Raw genomic sequence first — 20684 nt, 5'->3', positions numbered from 1 at the left:
TCTCTACTTTTTAAAAATTCTTCTATTGTTTTCATAATTTTACCTCTTTTTTCAACTTTACTCCCTTATTTTCCAATACATAACTTGCTACTATATATTTAAAAAACTTGCACCATTTAATGTAATTCCATTAGGATTTGAAAGTATTACATCAAGTTTATCTTTACTTAATGTCTCAAGCATTCCACTTAATTTACTTTCATTTATCCCTGTTACATTTAACAGTGCAAGTCTTGTTCTCTCTTCTCTTATATTTCCATTATTTATTACTACACCCTTAATTCTTGCAAACAAAAAAAGGCTAACCATTAAAACTATACCAATAAATTTCTTCATAAATACCATTCCTTTTTAACTTGTTGTTTAATGATATCATAAATAGATTCCTTAAGTCAATTAATATATATTTATTTTTACATTGATTTTTTGTATTTTTAAGGTATAATATTTACACATTACTAACTAAAGGAAGTGAAAGAAAATGAAAAAACTATTATTATTAACTGCACTAATGAGTATAACTACTTTTGCAGCAGGTCCTAAAGTTCCATACACTCATGAAGGGTTTTATACTACTGAAAATGTTCAAAAAGCTGTACATTTTGTATCAGTAGAACAAATTGAGAAAAGTTTAGAAGGACAAGGTCCTATAAATGTAAGTTTTGATATAGATGATACATTATTACATTCAAGTGGATATTTTAGATATGGTATAGATTATTTCCAAATACCTAATCACCCTAGAGGAAGAAATAGTTATCTTGATAATCAAAAATATTGGGATTATTTAGCAGAAATGGGAGATGAACATTCTATTCCTAAAATTTCAGCTCAAAAACTTATAGATATGCACTTAAAAAGAGGAGATAGAATATTTTTTATAACTGGAAGAACTAAGCATTCTAAAGATAAAAATTATAGTTCAACTAAAACTTCTAAAACACTAAAAAGATTTTTCAACTTACCTTATGAAGTATATATAGAATATGCTGGTGAAAAACAAGTTGATGGATATAAGTATGATAAATCATTTTACATAAAAAAACATAATGTTTCTATTCATTATGGAGATAGTGATGATGATATTTTAGCAGCTAGAGAATTAAATATTCGTGGAATAAGAGTTCAAAGAGCTTATAATTCTACTAACCCACAAAAATTAAATGGTGGATATGGAGAAGAAGTTTTAATTAATTCTGCATGGTAGAATTGAGATAGTACAAAAAAGTTTTACTTTTTACCAGAGGCATTTGTCTCTGGTTTTTTGTTTTTATTTATTCTAAATGTTTTAATTAAACTACATTTATTTTTCTAAATTAAATATTTAAATTTTATCTATATTTAAGAGATGCAATAAATCAATTAAAATATTAGTGTAGCCAATTTGTAGCCAACAAATTGGAATAGGTTGGAAAAAGTAGGAAATATTTAGAAAATGCAAAATATGTATAAATAAAGAAAAAATCTACAACCTAGCATAAATACTGTGTTGTAGATTAATAACAAATTTTCTCTTTTAGTTAAAAAATCATGGTGCCCAAACGCGGAATCGAACCACGGACACAGGGATTTTCAGTCCCTTGCTCTACCGACTGAGCTATCTGGGCATAGTGGCGGGTGGACAGAGATTCGAACTCTGACAGCTTGCGCTTTCGCCGGTTTTCAAGACCGGTCCCTTAGCCATTCGGACATCCACCCAAATGAATTTATTTTCAAAAAAAAATGGTAGGCCCTAGGAGAATCGAACTCCTGTTTTTAGGATGAAAACCTAATGTCCTGACCACTAGACGAAGGGCCCAAAATAACTGGTGGATCCAGCTGGACTTGAACCAGCGACCACGCGGTTATGAGCCGCGTGCTCTAACCAACTGAGCTATGGATCCTTATGGTTAAAATTATGGCGTGCCTGAAGAGATTCGAACTCCTGGCCCACAGCTTAGAAGGCTGTTGCTCTATCCTACTGAGCTACAGGCACATAAAACCATAGTTATTTTTAAAATGGTGAGTCATACTGGAATCGAACCAGTGACACCTTGATTAAAAGTCAAGTGCTCTACCGACTGAGCTAATGACTCACATGGAGCGGGAGACGAGGGTCGAACTCGCGACATTCAGCTTGGAAGGCTGACACTCTACCAACTGAGTTACTCCCGCACAATTGGTTTTTTTGGTTGCGGAGGCTGGATTTGAACCAACGACCTTCGGGTTATGAGCCCGACGAGCTACCAGGCTGCTCTACTCCGCGATAATAATTTGATGTAAATGGTGCCTCGGGCCGGACTCGAACCGGCACGGGACTGCTCCCACAGGATTTTAAGTCCTGTGTGTCTACCATTTCACCACCAAGGCTAAACTTTCATTGACAAAAATTATTATATATTATTTAGATATTTTTGTCAAGAATTTTTTTAAATTATTCTTATTTTTAATTATAATATCCCCTTAGGACATTTCTTATTTTATATTATTTTAAAAAAAATGTCAATACTTTTTTGTTATTTTTTACTTTTTTCTTATTTTCTTTTGCTTGTTTTAGTTCTAAAAAAATTGTATAATATATATATTAGTATAATTTAGGAGGTAAAATGTTTAATAAAAGTATATATAATAAGGTTATAAAAATTTCAATTATTATTCTATCAATATTAATAATATTAACTTTAGGGCGTTCTGCCTTTTTAAATTCATTTTTTAATAAAAGAGAAACTATAGTTCCTAAAGTTACATCATTACATATAGATGATGCAAAAAAATTACTTAATGATTTTAATTTAAAATACTCTATAATAGAGTATAAATCATCTGAAGTTCCTGAAGATTATGTATTTATTCAAGATCCTAAACCAGAATCTGTAGTTAAAGTAAATAGAACTGTAAATATATGGGTAAATAAAATTAATAGTGTTGAAATTCCTGATTTAACTGGTAAAACATTAATAGAAGCAAGAAGAATATTAGAAGAATTTAATATACAGGTAGTTAGAATTGACTATATGCCTATAGAGGAATTAGAAGAAGAAATAGTTTTATCAGTATATCCTAAAGTAGGAAGTAAAATTGGAACTAATCAAAAAATTTCATTACTTGTTTCATCTAAGTCATTGATAGAAAGTAAGGTTATGCCTAATTTAATAGGACTTGATAAAAACGATGCAGCAAGTGTTTTAGCAGAAATTGGTCAAAATATAGCTTTCGTTACAGAAGCAAACGATCCAGCATTTGCTCAAAATGTTATAATAACTACTAATCCTTTACCGGGTGAAAACATAGAAAAAGATACTAAAATAAGTATTGTTTTAAATACTGGTGTAGAAGTCGATAAAAGTATTACCGAAGTTTTAGAACAAAAAGTAGAATCAAAGAAACTAGATAATAATATAGAAGAAATTTTAAATCAAACTTTAAAAGAAGTAGAGAAAAAAGAGGCTAATAAAGAAAATAAGTCAGAAAGGGAATAAATGATAATAGAGGGAAAAGTAATACGTAAAATTCAAGGTTTCTATTTTATATACACTAATTATACATTTAAAAATATCGAAGATTTTGAAAATAAGTTAATAAAATGTAAATTACGTGGTAACTTAAAAATTAAAAATAAAAAAGATAATTGTATTATAGGGGATAATGTACTTGTAGACACAGATCTTGATATTATCGTTGAAATATTAGAAAGAAATAATTTTTTAAAAAGACCTTTGATTTCTAATATCGATAATTTAGCTATTACCTTTTCAGCAAAAGACCCTGATTTTGATATTATTCAATTTCAGAAACTATTATTAAATATACATAAAAATAATTTAGTCCCTTTATTATTAATTACAAAATTTGATTTAATGTCTGAAAATGAAAAAAAAGAAATTGATAATATTTTAAAAGAAAATTTCCCTTATTTAAAATATTTCTTTATTTCTCATGATAATTCTATTTTTAATAATGAATTTTCTGAGTTTAAAAAATATATTTCTAATAAAAATGTAATAATAACTGGTCCAAGTGGTGTTGGAAAATCAACATTAATCAACAATATACTTAATCAGGAAATATTAATTACAGGAGATATTAGTCAAAAAACTAAAAAGGGTAAAAATACTACAGTTGACACAAGATTTTTCCCATATAATAATGGTTTCATTATAGATACACCTGGATTTTCAAGTATAGAATTTCCTAATTTTAAAAATTTATTAGATATTAAAGAGTATTTCCCAGAAATAAATGAGTTAAGCTCTGAATGTAAATTTTCAAACTGTATTCATATACATGAACCAAATTGTAACGTGAAAGAAAAATTAAATAAATTAAGATACGATTTCTATAAACTTATATATCAAAATATGCAAAAAGGAGAAAAATAATATGAATAAAGAAATTATTATTGCACCATCATTACTAGCAGCAGATTTTGCTAATTTAAAAGAAGAAGTAATAAAAATAGGTGAAACAAAAGCTAAATGGTTACATTTAGATATTATGGATGGAAATTTTGTTCCAAATATCAGTTTTGGTGCTGATATTATCAAAGCAATAAGACCTTATTCAAACCTATATTTCGATGCACATTTAATGGTAGAAAAACCAGAATGGTACATTGAATCTGTTGCAAAAGCTGGAGTAAACAGTATTACTATTCATGTTGAAGCAACTAAACATTTACATAGAGCTCTTCAATTAATAAAATCTTATGGTGTAAAAGCTGGAGTTTCTATTAATCCAGCTACAGATATAGATTTTTTAGATAATGTTATTGAAGAATTAGATTTAATATTAGTTATGACTGTTAATCCAGGATTTGGTGGTCAAAAATTTATTAATGCTATGTGCCAAAAAATTAAAAGAATTAGAGAAAAATTCCCTCATATAGATATACAAGTAGATGGAGGAATAAATGATAAAACTAGTATACTTGTAAAAGAGGCTGGTGCTAATATATTAGTAGCTGGTTCTTATGTATTTTCAGGTGATTATGATAAAAAAGTAAATTCGTTATTATAGGGGGTAAATATGTATAATAAAATGGAAATTTTAATAGATGATTTCTATAAAACTTATTACAAAATGGAAGAAATAAATTTAAGCCTAGCAATTAAATGTCTTACAACTACAGAATTACATATTATTGAATGTATAGGTCTTGAAAAAATAACTATGAAAGAACTTTCAACAAGACTTGGAATTACTATGGGTACAACATCTATAGCTATTAATAAGCTTGAAGAAAAAAAATTCATAAATAGAATTAGATCAAAAGTAGATAAAAGAAAAGTTTATGTAAGCTTAAATAAAAAAGGACAAATAGCATATAACTATCATGGTAATTTTCACACTACTACTTTAGAGAAAGTAACTAAAAATATCCCTGAAGATAAATTAAATGTATTTCTTGAAACTTTTGAAGAATTACTTAATAATCTTAAATCATTAAAACTTAATCTTGAACCTGAAGTTTTAACACATTTTAGAGTTGGAGATAAAATTGAAGTTAGTGAAGTAAAAGGTAATAGTATAATTAGACTTGCTCTATCTGAAATGGGAATACAACTTAAAACTTTTATAGAAATCTTAGATATACACAAAGATTCTATAAGAATAAAAATTCATGATAATGAAAAACTAATTTCAAAAGAACACGCTTTATATGTATTCGCTTTAAAAAAGGAGAGTTAAACTGTGATATATTTAGATACAGTTGGAATAAAGTTCTTAGTAAATGAACTAAAAGAAGAACTAATTAATTTTAAAATAAATAAAATAGTCCAATACGATAATAATTCTTTTTCGTTATTTTTTTCTAAAAAACAACTATTTTTTCAAATAAAAGATAATGAATCAATAATATATATAAAAGAAAAAAAGGAAGATAGCATAAATTTTTCAGCTTCTTTTCTTCTATCTTTAAAAAAATATTTAGATCATGCTGAATTAACAAATATTTCTTTACTTAATAACGACAGAATAATAAAATTAGAATTTAAAAGAGTAAATATACTAGGAAATTTAGATACTACATACATAGTATTTGAAATGATGGGTAGACATTCAAATATATTCTTATTAAATCATGAAGAAAATATTATTAATATATTAAATAATAATACAAATATAGAAAATAAAAGATTTTATTCTATAAATTCTAAATATGAATATTTTACTAATGATAAAAAAGAATTAGATTTAGAAAAAATATATGAATCCTCTGATGAAATGATAAAAGATGTATCTGGTATAGGTAAAATTTTTGCAAATGATACTTTTGAAAATATATCTTTAAGAAAAGAATATGTAAATAACTATGTGCCATATATATTTACAAGCAAAGAAAATTACTATATTACTTACAACAAATTTAAAAAATTTGAAAATTATGAAGAGAATATATACCCTACATTAAATAAAGCACTAAATGAATATTTTACAACATTTATAAATACTTCACTTATTAGGAATAAGAAATCTAATATAGAAAAGTATATAAATAATAAAATAAAGAAAAATAATAAAATTCTTGTAAACATTAAAGATAATATTGAAAGAGATAAAAACTATGAAGAGTATAAGCATATAGGGGATTTATTAACTAGTTATCTTTATCTTGTAAAACCTAGAATGGATAAAATAGAAGTTTATGATTATATAAATAATAGTAATGTAACTATTATTTTAAATCCTAATAAGAGTCCATCAGAAAATCTTAATATTTATTATAATAAATATAGAAAATGTAAAAAATCTATCCAAATTGCAAATGATAGATTAATTTTAATAAAGCAAGAACAAGAATATCTTGAATCTGTACTTGATTTTACTCAAAGAGAAAATGATTTTTTAGGTTTAATTGAAATTGAAAAAGAACTTGGTATATATAAGGAAAAAAATAAGAAAAATAAAAAAGAGAAAAAAAGAGAATTACTTAAATATATAGTTGATGATTTTGAAATATTTGTCGGAAGAAATCATAGTGAAAATAATTTAATTACTTTTGAAAAAGCAAAAAATCATGATATATGGTTACATGCAAGGGGAATTCCTGGTTCACATGTAATTATTGTAACAAACAAGAAAAAAGTTCCTGAAAAAGTTCTTTTAGAATCAGCAAAACTTGCTGCAATAAATTCTAAAGGTAATGGAAATAAAACTGTAGACTATACAGAAAGAGCTAATGTTAAAAGAATAAATAAATTTGGTAATGTAACATTTAATAATTTCAATAGTTTAGATATAAAAGGAAATTTTTAAAGTTTATAACTTTATTATAATTATTTTTATAATATATTATTAGTACAAAAAAGCCTACTTTTTGAAATCAGCTAAATCAGCTCATTTTCAAGTAGGCTTTTTTATTATCTACACCATCTATTTCTAAATAGATTTCTTTAAATTTAATAATTCTTTTTCCATTTTTTCAAAATCAAGATTTTCTGCTTCTATATCTTTAAAGTATCTATATGTTTTTACTCTTAATTCTAAAGCTGCATCTTCATCTATTACTATAATAGCTTTTCTATGTAATTGTAATGCTGAAATAGTCCATAAATGATTTACACCCTCTTCTATTCCTTTATGTATAGCATATGCTTTTTTATGTCCTGTAGCCATAATCAAAACTTCTTTAGAATCTGTTATTGTTCCTACTCCTACTGTTAATGCAAGTTTAGGAACTTTATTTATATCATTATCAAAAAATCTTGAATTTACAACTATAGTATCTTGTGTTAATTCCTTATCCCTAGTTCTTGAAGATAAAGACGAACCTGGTTCATTAAATGCAATATGTCCATCTTCTCCTACTCCACCTAAGAATAAGTGTATCCCACCTACTGATTTTATCTTATTTTCATATCTTTGGCATTCAGCTTGTAAATCTTCTGCAAGTCCATTTAAAATATTAATATTTTCTTTTTTAATATCTATATGATCAAAAAAGTTTTTATACATAAAATAATGATAACTTTGATCATGATTAGGGGCAAGTCCTACATATTCATCCATATTAAAAGTAATTATATTTTCAAAAGAAATAATTCCTTTTTTATTTAATTCAATTAAATTCTTATATGTTTCTAGTGGTGTTGAGCCTGTAGGTAATCCTAATACAAATGGTTTATCTTTCGTAGGATTAAACTTTAAAATTTCTTGTGCAATATGATATGCACTCCATTTACCAACATCTTTTGCAGTTTTTACAATAAGTAATCTCATGTACATCTCCTTTTATTTTATATAAATATATTTTTATTATACTTTTTTTAATATTTCATGTCAAGATTTCTTATTTTTTTGTAATTTTTTTTCATATTTCACAAAAAATCAAAAATTATTCTATTACCATTTGAATATATTTTAATTCAAAAAATCCAATTTTTCTATATAATTCCTGTGCCATGATATTACAATTATCAACTTCTAATCTATATCTTTTATACCCTTTATATTTTTCAAATAAAAAATTAAATACTTTTTTTCCTATACCTTTATTTCTATAATTTTCAAGTATTAATATTTCTTCTATTAATAAGACCATTCCTCCAACTTCTTGAGAATATGTCTTAGAAATTAAGCAATATCCAATTATTTTTAAATCTTCCTCAAGAATAAAACATTCAGTATATGTATCACTACTAATTAATTCATTAAATGTATTCAAAAAATTATTTTCATCTACACTATGTAATACTGCATCACTTGAATAAAATTGTTTTGTTAATTTTAAATATACGTCTTTATCTTCCTTTTTAATTTTTCTAATTTCCATATTTTTCCTTTCTCCCTTTAGTTAAATATATCATATATTTTTTAAAATAGATAGATGAAATAATCAAATATTTTTATATATTAAAAATATATTAACTAAAATTAGTTGTTTTTTTATTTATTTTATGTTATAATTAAAAAAAAGTAAGGAGAGTGACTTTATGAATATATTATTTTACAGTTGGGATTTAAATTCAGAAAAAAAATATGAAGACATGTTAAAATTATTAGATGCTACAGTTAATTTTACAACCGATGAAGAATTCGTAGTTAAAAGTTTAGAAGAGGGAGCAGTAGATGTTTTAATATTTGATACTACAAATATTTTAAACTATAAAAAATTATTCCAATACAAAGTAGATAAAATGGATAAAATTATCTATATTGCTATAACTAACCCTACAAACAACTTTATTATAGAGGAAGCTCTAGCATTCGGATTAAATGATTATGTTTATGACGGAATTACTAAAGAAGCTTTCTTAGCAAAAATTAATGCAATATTATATCTATTAACAAGAAAAAATACTTTTACATCTAATTCAATATTAAAAGTAAAAGATTTAACTCTAAACCCTTACACAAGAGAAGCAAAAAGAGGGGATGTAGAAGTTTCATTAACTAACAAAGAATATAAATTGCTAGAATTACTAGTAAAAAATAAAAATAAAGTTGTTACAAGAGAAACAATATCAGAAAAAGTATGGGGTAAAGAAATACAAGATAATAAAAATATAGGTGATGTATACATTACTTTCTTAAGAAGAAAAATAGAATACGGATTCCCAACAAAAATAATTAAAACTATTAGAAATATTGGATATATAATTAAAGACTAAAATAAAAGGTGATTAAGAATTTAAACGTTCTTAAATCACCTTTTTCTATATACTTTATATTTTCAAAATTTTGTTATATCCTTATTCTTAATTTTCTGTAAAATAAAAAACTGTAGTTCCCTACAGTTATATTTATAATGCTATATTCTCTAAAATTGGTGCCTAAGAAAGGATTCGAACCTTCGACCCTGCGGGTATGAACCGCATGCTCTAGCCAACTGAGCTACCTAGGCATATGTTCTGATGACATTTGTAATTATACTATAATTATTTTATTTTGTCAAATACTTTTAATTATTTTTAGGTCTGTTATTTCATTTTTTTGCATCTCATTATTTTTTAGTTTCCTATAGAATAAAAAGAGAATTTCCATAAATTTCAGAAATTCCCATTTTTTCTTTTTAAAACCATTACTTTATATTAATTTTACACATTTTTCCAAAAATTCTACATCTTCTTTAGAAAATCTATTAAATTTAGGTGAATCTATATCAAGTTCTGCTACCATAGTCCCATTTTTATCAAATATTGGTATAACTATCTCTGAATTAGATGCTATATCGCAGGCAATATGACCTTGAAATTTATGAACATCTTCTACTACAACAGTTTTTTCATTTTCCCAAGCATATCCACATACTCCTTTACCTTTAGGTATATCTGAACATGCTGGTTTACCTTGAAAAGGTCCAACCTTTAATACATTTTCATGTACTATATAGAAACCTACCCAATTTAAATCTGGCAGTGATTGCATAATAAAAGCTGACATATTTGCCATTCTTGATATTTGAAATTCTTCATCTGAAATTATCGCTTCTAACTCTTTATATAATGAACTATAATTCATTTTTTCACCTACTCTACTATAGTTTTCATTACTTCTTCAGCAGAAATTCCAGCAAAATATCTTGAAATATTTATAGAATTTAATCTTTCTAATATTTCTTTTTGTTCATATTTTGAACCTTTTAATAGTTCTTCAACTGCTGATACATCTTCAATCCCAAAGAAATCTCCATATATTTTAATGTTTTCAATTTTTGAATCTATTACATTAACAAATACTTCTATTTTTCCTTTTTCAAATTTCATAGTTCTTGTTAAATTGTATTCTGGAGATTTTCCATAATTCCAATCCCAATTTCCAAATTTTTCTTCTTTAACTTTATTTATTTCTGCAATTTCTTCTTCATTAAATACATATTCTGTCATTTGAGGATATTCTTTTTTCATATAATCTAAAAGTAAATCCCTAAATTCTTTTACATCTATTTTTTCAGGTAATTCATTAACTATATTTGTTACTCTAGCTCTTACAGATTTTACACCTTTTGATTCTATTTTATCTTTAGAAACTTTAAGTGCTTTAGAAAGTACTGATAAATCTACATCAAATAATAGGCATCCATGGTGCATAATTCTACCATTTATATATGCTTGTGCATTACCACATATTTTTTTACCATCTATTTCTAAGTCATTTCTTCCAGTAAATTCAGCTTTTACACCTAAACTTTCTAATGTTTTAATTACTGGTATAGAAAAACTTTTGAAATCAAATGCTCTATTTTCACTTTCCCTAGATATTATAGTATAGTTTAAATTATTGTAGTCATGATAAACTGCTCCACCACCACTTATTCTTCTTACTACCTCTATATTATTTTCTCTTACATATTCCTTGTTTATTTCTTCTATTGTATTTTGATGTCTACCAACTATAATTGATGGTTTGTTTATCCATAAAAGAAATATCATGTCTTCATCTAACAATTTTTTAAAAGCATATTCCTCTAAAGCTATGTTGTATGCTGTATCATTACTTTCATTAATAATATATTTCATAATTACCTCCTTCTTTTTTTTAATTATATCTCATGAATAAACTTTTTTCAATAATTTTAAGCTAAAAAATTAAAAGGATTAACCACTGAAATACAGAAATCAATCCTTGATTATATTAAAAATTAAAATGTACTTTACTATCTAAAATCTTATATTTAAATTATAAATAATTTTTATAAGCTTCAATTATATTTTCTAATACATTTTCTTTTATTTCCTCATCTGCAAAAGAAAACTTAATTGCATTAATATTTAATTTTTCCATTTCCTCATAGGTAAGTCCAAAATATTCATTAAGTAACATATATTCATCAGTTAATGTAGTATTTGAAACAGTTCTATTATCAGTATTAACACAACATTTAACTCCATTTTCCATTAATATTCTAAATGGATATTCCTCTATACTTTTAACTGCATCAGTTTGTACATTACTAGTTGGACAAATTTCTAATAAAACATCTGAATTTGCTATATATTTCATAATTTCAGTATCATCTTTTATAGCAACACCATGTCCTATTCTAGTTGCACCAAGATGTATAGCTTCAACTACACTTTGGGCACAACCACATTCTCCTGAATGTAATGTTAATTTTAAATTTTTCTCTTTTACTTTTAATGCCGTTTCCTTTATCACAGAATTTGAATAATTTTTTTCATCACCTGCAAAATCAAATCCAGCTATAATATTTAATTTTTCTACTTCTTCCAATAATCTATTATTTGCCTCAGTTTTATGATGTCTAAGAGCACAAATTAAAATATTTACCTTAACATCTACTTCTAATTGTGCTTTTTTTATACCCTCACTTACTGCTAAAACTACCTCTTTTATACTAAGTCCTTTTCTTGTATGAAGTAAAGGAGCAAACCTTATTTCTATATATTTAACATTTTCTTTATAAACTTCTTTAACTACTGAATATGCTGCTTCTGCTAAATTTTCTTTAGTTTGTAAAACTTCTAATACTACATCAAAACAATTTAAATAACTCTTTAAATCTGTACATTTTTTAGGAGCAAAAACCTTATTCATTTCTTTTGCTTCTATTCCCTCTTTTATTGCTAATTTATATAATGTTTCTATAGGTATAGAGCCATCTAAATGACAATGTAATTCAACTTTAGGTAATTTTTTAACTACTTCTCTTTTCATTAATCCTCCTTATAATTGTTATTGGATTTCACAATAGTATATCATATAAAGTATAAAAAAACAATTAAAAGCATATCTCACTTATTTAATATTTTAAATACTTTTTTATTAATAACTCTAATTCATAAAGTTTATCATTTAGTTCTTTTACCTTATTTTTTAACTCTATATTTTCTTTTTTCATACCATTAAAAATATTATTTTTTAAATCTTTTAATTCTTCTTTTAATAAAGTATTTTCTTTTTTAATTCCATTAAATTGCAATTCAAGTTCATAAACTTTCTCATCAAGCAAACTAATATTTCCATTTCTTTGTAACTTTAATATTTCCTTATTTATTGAAACCATACTATCAAATTGATAACCAAGTCCTGCTCCTAAAGCTACATGTCCTCTTGTATTTAATGACCCACTTGCCCTATATATTAGATTACCAATTTCATTTGTTCCTGATAGTCCTATTGCAAAGGCATGTTCTCCATTAAAATATCCATATGATCCTGACACATTATGTCCTTTCCCACTTATTTGTGGTAAGTTTGACATTGCTACTGCATTTGCTACTCCACTATTTGCAATAACTCCCTTAGCTATATCACTTTTTGCCTTATCTGTTAAATCTAATAATACATCACTTCCATTTGCTTTTGTTGTAATGTATTTTGAACCTTTAATATTAAATTTAAGTCCTCCATCTTTATTTAAAGATTGTTTTATTGTTTCTCCACTATCTCCACCAAATGATATTGTATTATTTCATAAGGAATTTATTGCCTTTACTACATCACCTGTAGTTGCTATTTTATCTTTATCTCCATCATTTACTGTAGCTTCCATTTTACCATTATTATTTTTCGTTTCAACTTTACCTACATTAACCTTTAAATTTCCACTACTATCTTTTAATATTGTTTTATTATCAGTTTTTACATCTAATTTATATTCATTATTTCCATCTTTGCCTTTATTTGAAGTTATACTTATAGATGAATTATTCTCTGTTTTAATTTCTGTCTTTGATGGTTTTATTGCTTCATCAATAGTATTTTTATCTGTTCCTCCAATATTTGACATACTAAGTTTTCCATCTTGAGATATTTTTGCCTCTCCACCAAATATTGTTTTAACCGAATTTGCAAAAGTTGACAAAACTTTATTAGTTTCATAAAGCTGAGAACCATTTATTGCATTTGTTGAATCTTTAGTTATTTGTCCTGCTGAAACATTTTGTAGTTGTCTTTCACTCCCTTTACCACCTATTGATGCTACATTTTTTGAATCACTTCCTGCAAAATTACCATATTTTAATCCACCTATTTCAACTTCTTTTGTTGGTTTAGCATCTTCTGTTTCACTTCCGTTTACAAGTGCTTGAACAGATGGACTTTTACTTTTTGAAGCACCCAATAAGATGTTTCCACCTACTATTAAAAATAATAACATAAATCTTTTAGTAACCAACGACCTATATTTTAATCTATTTAATATTTCTATATTTCTCATTTTATTTCCTATCAATTACTTTACTTAAATTTAGTTCATATTTAAACTATTTTTTATTAATATTTCTAGTTCAGAAAGTTTAGCGTTTAAATCTTTTACTTTGTTTTTTAATTCTACATTTTCTTTTTCTATTTCATTAAAAAATGTATATTTTAAATTTTTCAATTCTTCTTTTAATAAAATATTTTCTTTTTCAATTCCATTAAATTGTAATTCAAGTTCATAAACTTTCTCATCAAGTAAATTAATATTTCCATTTCTTTGTAACTTCAATATTTCCTTATTTCTTGAAACCATACTATCAAATTGATAACCAAGTCCTGCTCCTAAAGCTACATGTCCTCTTGTATTTAATGACCCACTTGCCCTATATATTAAATTACCAATTTCATTTGTTCCTGATAGTCCTATTGCAAAAGCATGTTCTCCATTAAAATATCCATATGATCCTGACACATTATGTCCTTTTCCACTTATTTGTGGTAAGTTTGACATTGCTACTGCATTTGCTACTCCACTATTTGCAATAACTCCCTTAGCTATATCATTTTTTACCTTATCTGTTAAATCTAATAATACTTCACTTCCATTTGCTTTTGTTGTAATGTATTTTGAACCTTTAATTTTAAAATTTAATCCCCCTGATTTATTTAAACTTTGTGGAGATGTACTTCCACTATCTCCTCCAAATGATATTGTATTATTTGCTAAACCATTTATTGCTTTTGCTACTTCTCCTGTAGTTGCTACTTTTGTTTCATCATCAGCTTTTAATATTTTATTGCCATTTTGTATTTCTGTTGTAATTGTTCCTACATTAACTTTTAATTTTCCATCACTATCTTTTACTATTGTTTTACCATCTGTTTTTACATCTAATGTATATTCTTTATTACCATTTGTACCATCTTTTGGAATTACACTTATAGCTGAAGTAGTCTCTGATTTAATTTCTGTTTTTGATGCTTTTATAGCATCATCAATAGTACTTTTCCCTGTCCCACCAATATTTGACATTGTAAGTTTACCAGTTTCATCTCCCTCTTTAGTTATATCTGCATTTCCACCAAAAATACCTTTTATTGAACTTACAACATTTGATAAAACATTATTAGTTGCATAAAGTTGTGACCCATTTACTGCATTTGTTGAGTTTTTATCTATTTGTCCTGCTGATACATTTTGTAATTGTCTTTCTTCTCCACTTTTACCTATAGAAGCCACATCTTTTGAAGTACTTCCTGCAAAATCTCCATATTTCAATCCACCTATTGTAACATCTTTTGTTGGAGTTACACTTTCTGTTGAACCATTATTAACAAGAGATATCGCCTTAGGACTATCAGCACCCCACAAAATACTCTCACCTAATATTAAAAATAATATTATCAATCTTTTATTAATTTTACTTTTCATCTTATTTTCTGTTTCTATATTTTTCATTTTTCTACTTTCTTAATTATTTAAAAATTATACTAGTGTCTAAAAAGAATCTTTTTCATTATTTTAGGCTGTTCTAAGAACAGCCTATTTATATAATTAATTTTTTTTCAATGCGTGTACTGCAAGTCCTAACACATCAGCAAATGCTTCATACATTACTTCTGAATATGTTGGGTGACCATGTATAGTTTTTAACATTTCTTCTACAGTTATTTCCATTTCCATAATAGAAGATGCTTCGTTAATCAATTCTGCTGCAGCTGGTCCAACTATATGAACTCCTAAAATTTCGCCATATTTCTTATCAGCTATAACTTTAACAAATCCATAATTTTCATCACTTGCAATTGCTCTACCATTTGCAGTAAAGCTAAATTTACCTACTGAAACATCATATTTTTGTCTTGCTTGCTCTTCTGTTAATCCACAAGCAGCAACTTCTGGTAAAGTATATATAGCAGCTGGTGTTAAATCAAGCTTAGCTACATGATGATTTCCTTTAAATGCGTTCTCTGCTGCAACTTCTCCCATTCTAAATGCAGCATGTGCTAACATCTTAGTTCCATTTATATCACCTGGTGCATATATTCCTTTAACAGATGTTTCCATGTATTCATCAACTTTAATTTTTCCTCTTTCAAGTTCAAATTCAACTTCTCCTAATCCTTCTAAATCAGGCACACGTCCTATAGATAATAAAGCTTTATCTACTACTAAGTCTTGTTTTCCTTCTAATTTAACAGTTAATTTACCATCAGTTTCTACTATTTCTTGTAATTTAGTTGAAGTCATAATTGTAATACCTTTTTTCTCTAATGCTGTTCTTAACGCATTAGATACTTCAGCATCCATACTTGGTACTATTCTATCCATCATTTCTATTATAGTAACTTTAGTTCCAAAAGTTGCAAAAGCTTGTCCAAGCTCTACTCCAACAACTCCTCCACCTATTACAGCCATAGTTTTTGGTACTTCTTTCATTTCTAATATATCATCACTTGTCATAACAAGTTTTGAATCCATTCCAGGAACATTAATCTTAGAAACTTTTGACCCTCCAGCTAAGATAATCTTATCTGTAACTAATTCTTTTACTCCATCTACCATAACATTTTTATCTTTTGTTATTTTACCTACACCTTTAAATACTTCTATTCCATTACTCTTAAGTAATGCTCCTACTCCTCCAACTAAAGTTTTAACAACTTTACCTTTCATAGCTAATACTTTTTCCATATCTACTGTGAATTTAGGATTTTCTATCATAATTCCACGTGCTGCTGCATGTGAAATCCCCTCAATTATTTCAGCATTATGTAAATATGCTTTTGTAGGAATACATCCTCTATTTAAACATGTTCCTCCAAGTTCTGATTTTTCAACTAATGCTACTTTTGTTCCTAATTGGCTAGCTTTAATAGCAGCAACATATCCAGCAGGTCCTCCACCTATTACTACTATATCATATCCATTTTCTTTTTTAGCTACTGGTTTTTCAGCTTCTTCTGCAACTACTTCTGCTGGTGATGATGCACTTCCTGCTGTTGGGACTCCTTCTCCTTGTTCTCCTAAATACCCTATAATTTCTGTAACTGCAACAGTTTCTCCAGCTTGTCTTAATATAGCTAATAAATATCCATCTTCTTCTGCTTCAAGTTCCATATTAGTTTTATCTGTCATTATTTCTAATAGAATTTCACCTTGTTTTACAAATTCTCCAACTTGTTTATTCCATTTAACAATTTCTCCCTCAGTCATATCTATCCCAGCTTTGGGCATGATAACTTCTAACGCCATTTTTTTCTCCTTTATATTAACATTGTAATTGGATTTTCTAATAATTCTTTTAAATCCTTCATAAATTTAGCACCAGCAAGACCATCTACAACTCTATGATCTATAGTTAATCCTAAAGACATTATAGGTCTAACTTTAATTTCACCATTAATTACTACTGGTTTTTCTATTGTAGCACTTACTCCTAGTATTGCTGAATTAGGTTGATTAATTATTGGACCAAATGATGATACTCCAAACATTCCTAAATTACTTATAGTAAATGTTGAACCTTGTAATTCACTTGGTGCAAGTTTCATTTCAAGAGCACGAGATGTTACATCTTTCAATGCAACAACTAATTCTGATAAACTCATTTTTTCAGCATTATATACAACAGGTGTTAATAATCCTCCATCAAATCCTACTGCCATTGCTAAATTTACATAATTATGTGCAATAATTTTTTGTCCATCTTCAGTTAATGAAGAATTTAAATATTTATGTTTCATTAAAGTTTTAATTACTGCAAGTGATATTATATCTGTAACAGTTACTTTCTTACCAGTTTGTGCTAAAATCGGCTCTAACACTTTCTTTCTTAATGCAAGTGCTTCTGTCATATCTATATCATAATTTAATGTAAATGTTGGTGCAGTTAAATAACTTTCAACCATACGTTTAGCAATAACTTTTCTCATTGCAGTCATAGGTATTACTTCTATTTCACCATATTTATCTTTCTTATCATCTAATTGTTGTTCTACATTTGTTTTTTCTTGATTTATATATTCTTTTTCTTTAGCAGGGGCAACATAACTTTCTTTTTTATCAGGAGATAGTAAAGCTAAAATATCTGACTTCATTATCTTACCTCTTATTCCACTTCCTTTAAGTTCTTGCCAGTTTATACTATTATCTTCTGCAATTCTTCTTGCTACAGGAGATATTTTAATACTTGCCTCTGCTTTGTATGAAGCCACATCTTCCTTATGTATTCTTCCAAAAGCACCACTACCAGATATTGCTGATAAATCTAAATTAAGTTGTGATGCTAATTTTCTTGCAGCAGGTGTAGCTCTAAATAATTTTTTTTCCATTTTTCCACCTCTACTGTTTATTTACTGTTTTACGTATTGCATCTTTTATTGTATCTACTGTTGGTATCATTGCAAATTCTAAGTTTTGTGCATATGGCATAGGTACATCTTCTCCAGCACATCTTCTAATAGGTGCATCTAAGTAATCAAAAGCATCTGATTCAGAAATTATAGCTGAAATTTCTCCAATAAATCCACTTGTTTTATGTGCATCATTTACAAGAACTACTTTTCCTGTTTTCTTAACTGAATTTAATATTATTTCTTTATCTAAAGGTACTAATGTTCTTGGGTCTACTACTTCAACTGAAATTCCTTCTTTTTCTAAATCTTCAGCAGCTTTCATAACTCTTGATAACATTTTTCCATAAGTAACAACTGTTACATCTGTTCCCTCTTTTTTAATTTCACCAACTCCTAAAGGAATTACAAATTCAGGATCTAAAGGTACTTCTCCTTTTTGGTTAAACTCTGACTTATATTCTAATATTATTACAGGGTTATTATCTCTAATTGAAGCTTTTAATAATCCTTTCATATCTCTAGGTGTTCCTGGTGCAACTATCTTTAATCCTGGAATATGTGTAAACCAACTTTCAAGTGATTGTGAATGTTGTGCAGCTGATCCTACTCCATTTCCAGCAGCACATCTAAATGTTACTGGTACTTTACCTTTTCCTCCAAACATATATCTTGTTTTAGCAGCTTGGTTAACTATAGCATCCATTGCTATAACAACAAAATCCATGAAAGTTACATCAACTATAGGTCTTAATCCTGTCATCGCTGCACCTGATGCTGCACCTGCTATAGCTGCTTCAGATATAGGGCAATCTCTAACTCTTTCTGGTCCAAATTCTTCTATCATACCTACTGAAGTACCAAAATCTCCACCAAATACTCCAACATCTTCTCCCATAAGTAAAACATCTGGGTCTCTTCTCATTTCTTCTGACATTGCTAAAATTATTGTATCTCTAAATGACATTAATTTTGTTTCCATATTTTAAATCCTCTCCTTAATTAGTCTGCATAAATATCTTCAAAAGCTGATTCTATTGGCGGTAATGGACTGTTTTCAGCAAATACTACTGCATCATCAACTGCTTTTTTAACTGAAGCATCTATATCTAATAATTCTTGTTCTGTTGCTATCTTATTTTCAATTAAATATTTTCTTAAATTTTCAACTGGATCTTTTTTCTTCCAAGTTTCAACTTCTTCTTTAGTTCTATATTTACCTGGATCTGAAGAAGAATGTCCTAGCCATCTATATGTAACAGATTCTATTAAAACTGGTCCATTTCCTCCTCTTACATAATCAACTGCTTTTTTAAATTCTTCATATACATCTAAAACATTATTCCCATCTGGAATAAACATTCCTGGTATTCCATATGATGCACTTCTTAAATGTATGTGTTCTATATTAGTCATTTTTTTAATGTCTGCACTTATTCCATATCCATTATTTATACTATAGAATATAACAGGTAATTTCCAAATTGAAGCCATATTTAATGCCTCATGAAAACTCCCCTCATTAGTTGCTCCATCTCCAAAGAAACATACAACTATTTTCCCTGTTTTTTTCATTTGTTGAGTTAATGCAGCTCCTACAGATATACCGTGTCCTCCACCAACTATTCCATTAGCTCCTAAATTTCCACTATCAACATCTGCAATGTGCATTGATCCACCTTTACCTTTACAGATTCCAGTGTATTTACCTAAAATTTCTGCCATCATAGCATTTAAGTCTATTCCTTTTGCTATAACTTGAGCATGTCCTCTATGATTTGATGTAATAATATCGTCTGCATTTAATGCTGCCATAGCTCCCACACTTGCAGCTTCTTCTCCTACTGAGAAGTGAGTCATACCAGGTACTTTACCTTTTTTAAATAATTGTGCTACTTTAAGATCAAAAATTCTTGCTTCTTGCATCTTTTTAAACATATCTAGCAATTGTTCTTTTGTTAATTTTTCCATTATAAACCTCCAACTTATATTTCATATATACACTAATAGTGTAAAACCTAAAAAAGGTAAAGTCAATTATTGTGATTTTATTAACTAATAATTTTATAAAATTTCAAATATTTCAAGCAAAATTAATACAAAATTATATCAACATTAACACATCGTTTCATAATATGAACCATTATTTTTGAAAATAAAAAGATGATTTAAAATCTTTTTATTAAACTTTAAATCATCTATATTTTTACACGAATTTATATAATAATCCTAAATCTACTCCA

At 27.1% G+C, this 20684-nt stretch carries 20 protein-coding genes and 10 tRNA genes; 7 read left to right on the top strand and 23 right to left on the bottom strand.

All coding sequences use genetic code 11. From position 1 onward, the window contains the following. Nucleotides 1-90: 90 nt before the first annotated feature. Nucleotides 91-336 (bottom strand): two-partner secretion domain-containing protein, encoded by a 246-nt coding sequence (locus tag BT993_RS05170; protein WP_072593541.1) that lies wholly within the window; start codon nucleotides 334-336, stop codon nucleotides 91-93. 145 nt (nucleotides 337-481) lie between these two features. Between BT993_RS05170 and aphA the strand changes: the two genes are divergently transcribed. Next, nucleotides 482-1207, top strand: a complete 726-nt coding sequence (gene aphA, locus BT993_RS05165; RefSeq protein ID WP_072593540.1) for an acid phosphatase AphA — start codon at nucleotides 482-484, stop codon at nucleotides 1205-1207. Between the two features lie 324 nt (nucleotides 1208-1531). Here the strand turns inward: aphA and BT993_RS05160 are convergent. From BT993_RS05160 to BT993_RS05120, 9 genes are all read right to left on the bottom strand, one after another. Beyond that, nucleotides 1532-1607: transfer RNA gene (locus BT993_RS05160), tRNA-Phe, on the bottom strand. A gap of 4 nt (nucleotides 1608-1611) precedes the next feature. Continuing rightward, a tRNA-Ser gene (locus BT993_RS05155) sits at nucleotides 1612-1698 on the bottom strand. Between the two features lie 25 nt (nucleotides 1699-1723). After that, nucleotides 1724-1798, bottom strand: a tRNA-Glu gene (locus tag BT993_RS05150). Nucleotides 1799-1806: 8 nt separating this feature from the next. Beyond that, nucleotides 1807-1883 (bottom strand) — tRNA-Ile (locus BT993_RS05145). Nucleotides 1884-1898: 15 nt separating this feature from the next. Beyond that, nucleotides 1899-1975 (bottom strand) — tRNA-Arg (locus BT993_RS05140). 24 nt (nucleotides 1976-1999) lie between these two features. After that, nucleotides 2000-2075 (bottom strand) — tRNA-Lys (locus BT993_RS05135). A gap of 3 nt (nucleotides 2076-2078) precedes the next feature. Beyond that, a tRNA-Gly gene (locus tag BT993_RS05130) sits at nucleotides 2079-2154 on the bottom strand. A 14-nt stretch (nucleotides 2155-2168) separates the two neighbouring features. Continuing rightward, a tRNA-Met gene (locus BT993_RS05125) sits at nucleotides 2169-2245 on the bottom strand. 18 nt (nucleotides 2246-2263) lie between these two features. Continuing rightward, nucleotides 2264-2349: transfer RNA gene (locus BT993_RS05120), tRNA-Leu, on the bottom strand. Nucleotides 2350-2585: 236 nt separating this feature from the next. On the opposite strand from BT993_RS05120, the gene BT993_RS05115 reads away from it, so the two are divergent. The 5 genes from BT993_RS05115 to BT993_RS05095 are packed head-to-tail and all read left to right on the top strand — an operon-like array spanning nucleotide 2586 to nucleotide 7236. Next, nucleotides 2586-3458, top strand: a complete 873-nt coding sequence (locus tag BT993_RS05115) for a PASTA domain-containing protein (protein WP_072593539.1) — start codon at nucleotides 2586-2588, stop codon at nucleotides 3456-3458. Further along, a complete protein-coding gene (gene rsgA, locus BT993_RS05110) occupies nucleotides 3459-4358 on the top strand; it encodes a ribosome small subunit-dependent GTPase A (protein ID WP_072593538.1) in 900 nt (299 codons plus the stop codon). 1 nt (nucleotide 4359) lies between these two features. After that, nucleotides 4360-4995: a ribulose-phosphate 3-epimerase gene (gene rpe, locus BT993_RS05105; protein WP_072593537.1), complete on the top strand. Its 636-nt coding sequence runs from the start codon at nucleotides 4360-4362 to the stop codon at nucleotides 4993-4995. A gap of 9 nt (nucleotides 4996-5004) precedes the next feature. Beyond that, nucleotides 5005-5667 (top strand): MarR family winged helix-turn-helix transcriptional regulator, encoded by a 663-nt coding sequence (locus BT993_RS05100; protein ID WP_072593536.1) that lies wholly within the window; start codon nucleotides 5005-5007, stop codon nucleotides 5665-5667. Between the two features lie 3 nt (nucleotides 5668-5670). Beyond that, nucleotides 5671-7236, top strand: a complete 1566-nt coding sequence (locus tag BT993_RS05095) for an Rqc2 family fibronectin-binding protein (RefSeq protein WP_072593535.1) — start codon at nucleotides 5671-5673, stop codon at nucleotides 7234-7236. 123 nt (nucleotides 7237-7359) lie between these two features. Here the strand turns inward: BT993_RS05095 and nagB are convergent, their stop codons facing one another. Together nagB and BT993_RS05085 are read right to left on the bottom strand one after the other, a co-directional pair. Beyond that, nucleotides 7360-8199 carry a glucosamine-6-phosphate deaminase gene (gene nagB / locus BT993_RS05090; RefSeq protein ID WP_072593534.1) on the bottom strand — a complete coding sequence of 280 codons (840 nt, stop codon included), beginning with the start codon at nucleotides 8197-8199 and terminating at the stop codon, nucleotides 7360-7362. Nucleotides 8200-8314: 115 nt separating this feature from the next. Beyond that, a complete protein-coding gene (locus tag BT993_RS05085; RefSeq protein WP_072593533.1) occupies nucleotides 8315-8752 on the bottom strand; it encodes a GNAT family N-acetyltransferase in 438 nt (145 codons plus the stop codon). A 160-nt stretch (nucleotides 8753-8912) separates the two neighbouring features. On the opposite strand from BT993_RS05085, the gene BT993_RS05080 reads away from it, so the two are divergent. Next, nucleotides 8913-9590: a winged helix-turn-helix domain-containing protein gene (locus tag BT993_RS05080; protein ID WP_083557398.1), complete on the top strand. Its 678-nt coding sequence runs from the start codon at nucleotides 8913-8915 to the stop codon at nucleotides 9588-9590. A gap of 156 nt (nucleotides 9591-9746) precedes the next feature. Here the strand turns inward: BT993_RS05080 and BT993_RS05075 are convergent. From BT993_RS05075 to BT993_RS05025, 11 genes are all read right to left on the bottom strand, one after another. Further along, nucleotides 9747-9823 (bottom strand) — tRNA-Met (locus BT993_RS05075). Between the two features lie 182 nt (nucleotides 9824-10005). Then, nucleotides 10006-10440, bottom strand: coding sequence for a GAF domain-containing protein (locus BT993_RS05070; protein ID WP_072593532.1), 435 nt, complete (start codon nucleotides 10438-10440; stop codon nucleotides 10006-10008). 8 nt (nucleotides 10441-10448) lie between these two features. Continuing rightward, nucleotides 10449-11438, bottom strand: coding sequence for a lipoate--protein ligase (gene lplA / locus BT993_RS05065; protein WP_072593531.1), 990 nt, complete (start codon nucleotides 11436-11438; stop codon nucleotides 10449-10451). A gap of 160 nt (nucleotides 11439-11598) precedes the next feature. After that, nucleotides 11599-12597, bottom strand: coding sequence for an adenosine deaminase (gene add, locus BT993_RS05060; protein ID WP_072593530.1), 999 nt, complete (start codon nucleotides 12595-12597; stop codon nucleotides 11599-11601). An 85-nt stretch (nucleotides 12598-12682) separates the two neighbouring features. Beyond that, nucleotides 12683-13144, bottom strand: coding sequence for a YadA family autotransporter adhesin (locus BT993_RS07510; RefSeq protein WP_072593529.1), 462 nt, complete (start codon nucleotides 13142-13144; stop codon nucleotides 12683-12685). 210 nt (nucleotides 13145-13354) lie between these two features. Next, on the bottom strand, nucleotides 13355-14101 hold the full coding sequence (locus BT993_RS07505) for a hypothetical protein (RefSeq protein WP_072593528.1): 747 nt from the start codon (nucleotides 14099-14101) through the stop codon (nucleotides 13355-13357). A gap of 30 nt (nucleotides 14102-14131) precedes the next feature. Beyond that, complete coding sequence (locus tag BT993_RS05045; RefSeq protein ID WP_072593527.1) at nucleotides 14132-15544, bottom strand: YadA C-terminal domain-containing protein; 1413 nt, start codon at nucleotides 15542-15544, stop codon at nucleotides 14132-14134. Between the two features lie 96 nt (nucleotides 15545-15640). Beyond that, a complete protein-coding gene (lpdA, locus tag BT993_RS05040) occupies nucleotides 15641-17341 on the bottom strand; it encodes a dihydrolipoyl dehydrogenase (protein ID WP_072593526.1) in 1701 nt (566 codons plus the stop codon). Nucleotides 17342-17352: 11 nt separating this feature from the next. After that, complete coding sequence (locus BT993_RS05035; protein ID WP_072593525.1) at nucleotides 17353-18420, bottom strand: dihydrolipoamide acetyltransferase; 1068 nt, start codon at nucleotides 18418-18420, stop codon at nucleotides 17353-17355. A gap of 10 nt (nucleotides 18421-18430) precedes the next feature. After that, nucleotides 18431-19423, bottom strand: a complete 993-nt coding sequence (locus BT993_RS05030; RefSeq protein ID WP_072593524.1) for an alpha-ketoacid dehydrogenase subunit beta — start codon at nucleotides 19421-19423, stop codon at nucleotides 18431-18433. Nucleotides 19424-19443: 20 nt separating this feature from the next. Then, the gene (locus BT993_RS05025) at nucleotides 19444-20412 is read right to left on the bottom strand and encodes a thiamine pyrophosphate-dependent dehydrogenase E1 component subunit alpha (RefSeq protein WP_072593523.1); all 969 of its coding nucleotides are present in this window, start codon (nucleotides 20410-20412) and stop codon (nucleotides 19444-19446) included. Nucleotides 20413-20684 lie beyond the last annotated feature (272 nt).

The sequence above is a fragment of the Streptobacillus ratti genome, from assembly GCF_001891165.1.
Lineage (GTDB): Bacteria > Fusobacteriota > Fusobacteriia > Fusobacteriales > Leptotrichiaceae > Streptobacillus > Streptobacillus ratti.
Note: the sequence above shows the minus strand (reverse complement) of the source record. Positions and strands in the feature narration are given on the sequence as shown.

Bases quoted from the DNA above. Each gene is read 5' to 3' on its own strand.
- BT993_RS05170 (WP_072593541.1), bottom strand. From the start codon at position 336: ATGAAGAAATTTATTGGTATAGTTTTAATGGTTAGCCTTTTTTTGTTT.
- aphA (WP_072593540.1), top strand. From the start codon at position 482: ATGAAAAAACTATTATTATTAACTGCACTAATGAGTATAACTACTTTT.
- BT993_RS05115 (WP_072593539.1), top strand. From the start codon at position 2,586: ATGTTTAATAAAAGTATATATAATAAGGTTATAAAAATTTCAATTATT.
- rsgA (WP_072593538.1), top strand. From the start codon at position 3,459: ATGATAATAGAGGGAAAAGTAATACGTAAAATTCAAGGTTTCTATTTT.
- rpe (WP_072593537.1), top strand. From the start codon at position 4,360: ATGAATAAAGAAATTATTATTGCACCATCATTACTAGCAGCAGATTTT.
- BT993_RS05100 (WP_072593536.1), top strand. From the start codon at position 5,005: ATGTATAATAAAATGGAAATTTTAATAGATGATTTCTATAAAACTTAT.
- nagB (WP_072593534.1), bottom strand. From the start codon at position 8,199: ATGAGATTACTTATTGTAAAAACTGCAAAAGATGTTGGTAAATGGAGT.
- BT993_RS05085 (WP_072593533.1), bottom strand. From the start codon at position 8,752: ATGGAAATTAGAAAAATTAAAAAGGAAGATAAAGACGTATATTTAAAA.
- BT993_RS05080 (WP_083557398.1), top strand. From the start codon at position 8,913: ATGAATATATTATTTTACAGTTGGGATTTAAATTCAGAAAAAAAATAT.
- BT993_RS05070 (WP_072593532.1), bottom strand. From the start codon at position 10,440: ATGAATTATAGTTCATTATATAAAGAGTTAGAAGCGATAATTTCAGAT.
- lplA (WP_072593531.1), bottom strand. From the start codon at position 11,438: ATGAAATATATTATTAATGAAAGTAATGATACAGCATACAACATAGCT.
- add (WP_072593530.1), bottom strand. From the start codon at position 12,597: ATGAAAAGAGAAGTAGTTAAAAAATTACCTAAAGTTGAATTACATTGT.
- BT993_RS07510 (WP_072593529.1), bottom strand. From the start codon at position 13,144: ATGTCAAACTTACCACAAATAAGTGGGAAAGGACATAATGTGTCAGGA.
- BT993_RS07505 (WP_072593528.1), bottom strand. From the start codon at position 14,101: ATGAGAAATATAGAAATATTAAATAGATTAAAATATAGGTCGTTGGTT.
- BT993_RS05045 (WP_072593527.1), bottom strand. From the start codon at position 15,544: ATGAAAAATATAGAAACAGAAAATAAGATGAAAAGTAAAATTAATAAA.
- lpdA (WP_072593526.1), bottom strand. From the start codon at position 17,341: ATGGCGTTAGAAGTTATCATGCCCAAAGCTGGGATAGATATGACTGAG.
- BT993_RS05035 (WP_072593525.1), bottom strand. From the start codon at position 18,420: ATGGAAAAAAAATTATTTAGAGCTACACCTGCTGCAAGAAAATTAGCA.
- BT993_RS05030 (WP_072593524.1), bottom strand. From the start codon at position 19,423: ATGGAAACAAAATTAATGTCATTTAGAGATACAATAATTTTAGCAATG.
- BT993_RS05025 (WP_072593523.1), bottom strand. From the start codon at position 20,412: ATGGAAAAATTAACAAAAGAACAATTGCTAGATATGTTTAAAAAGATG.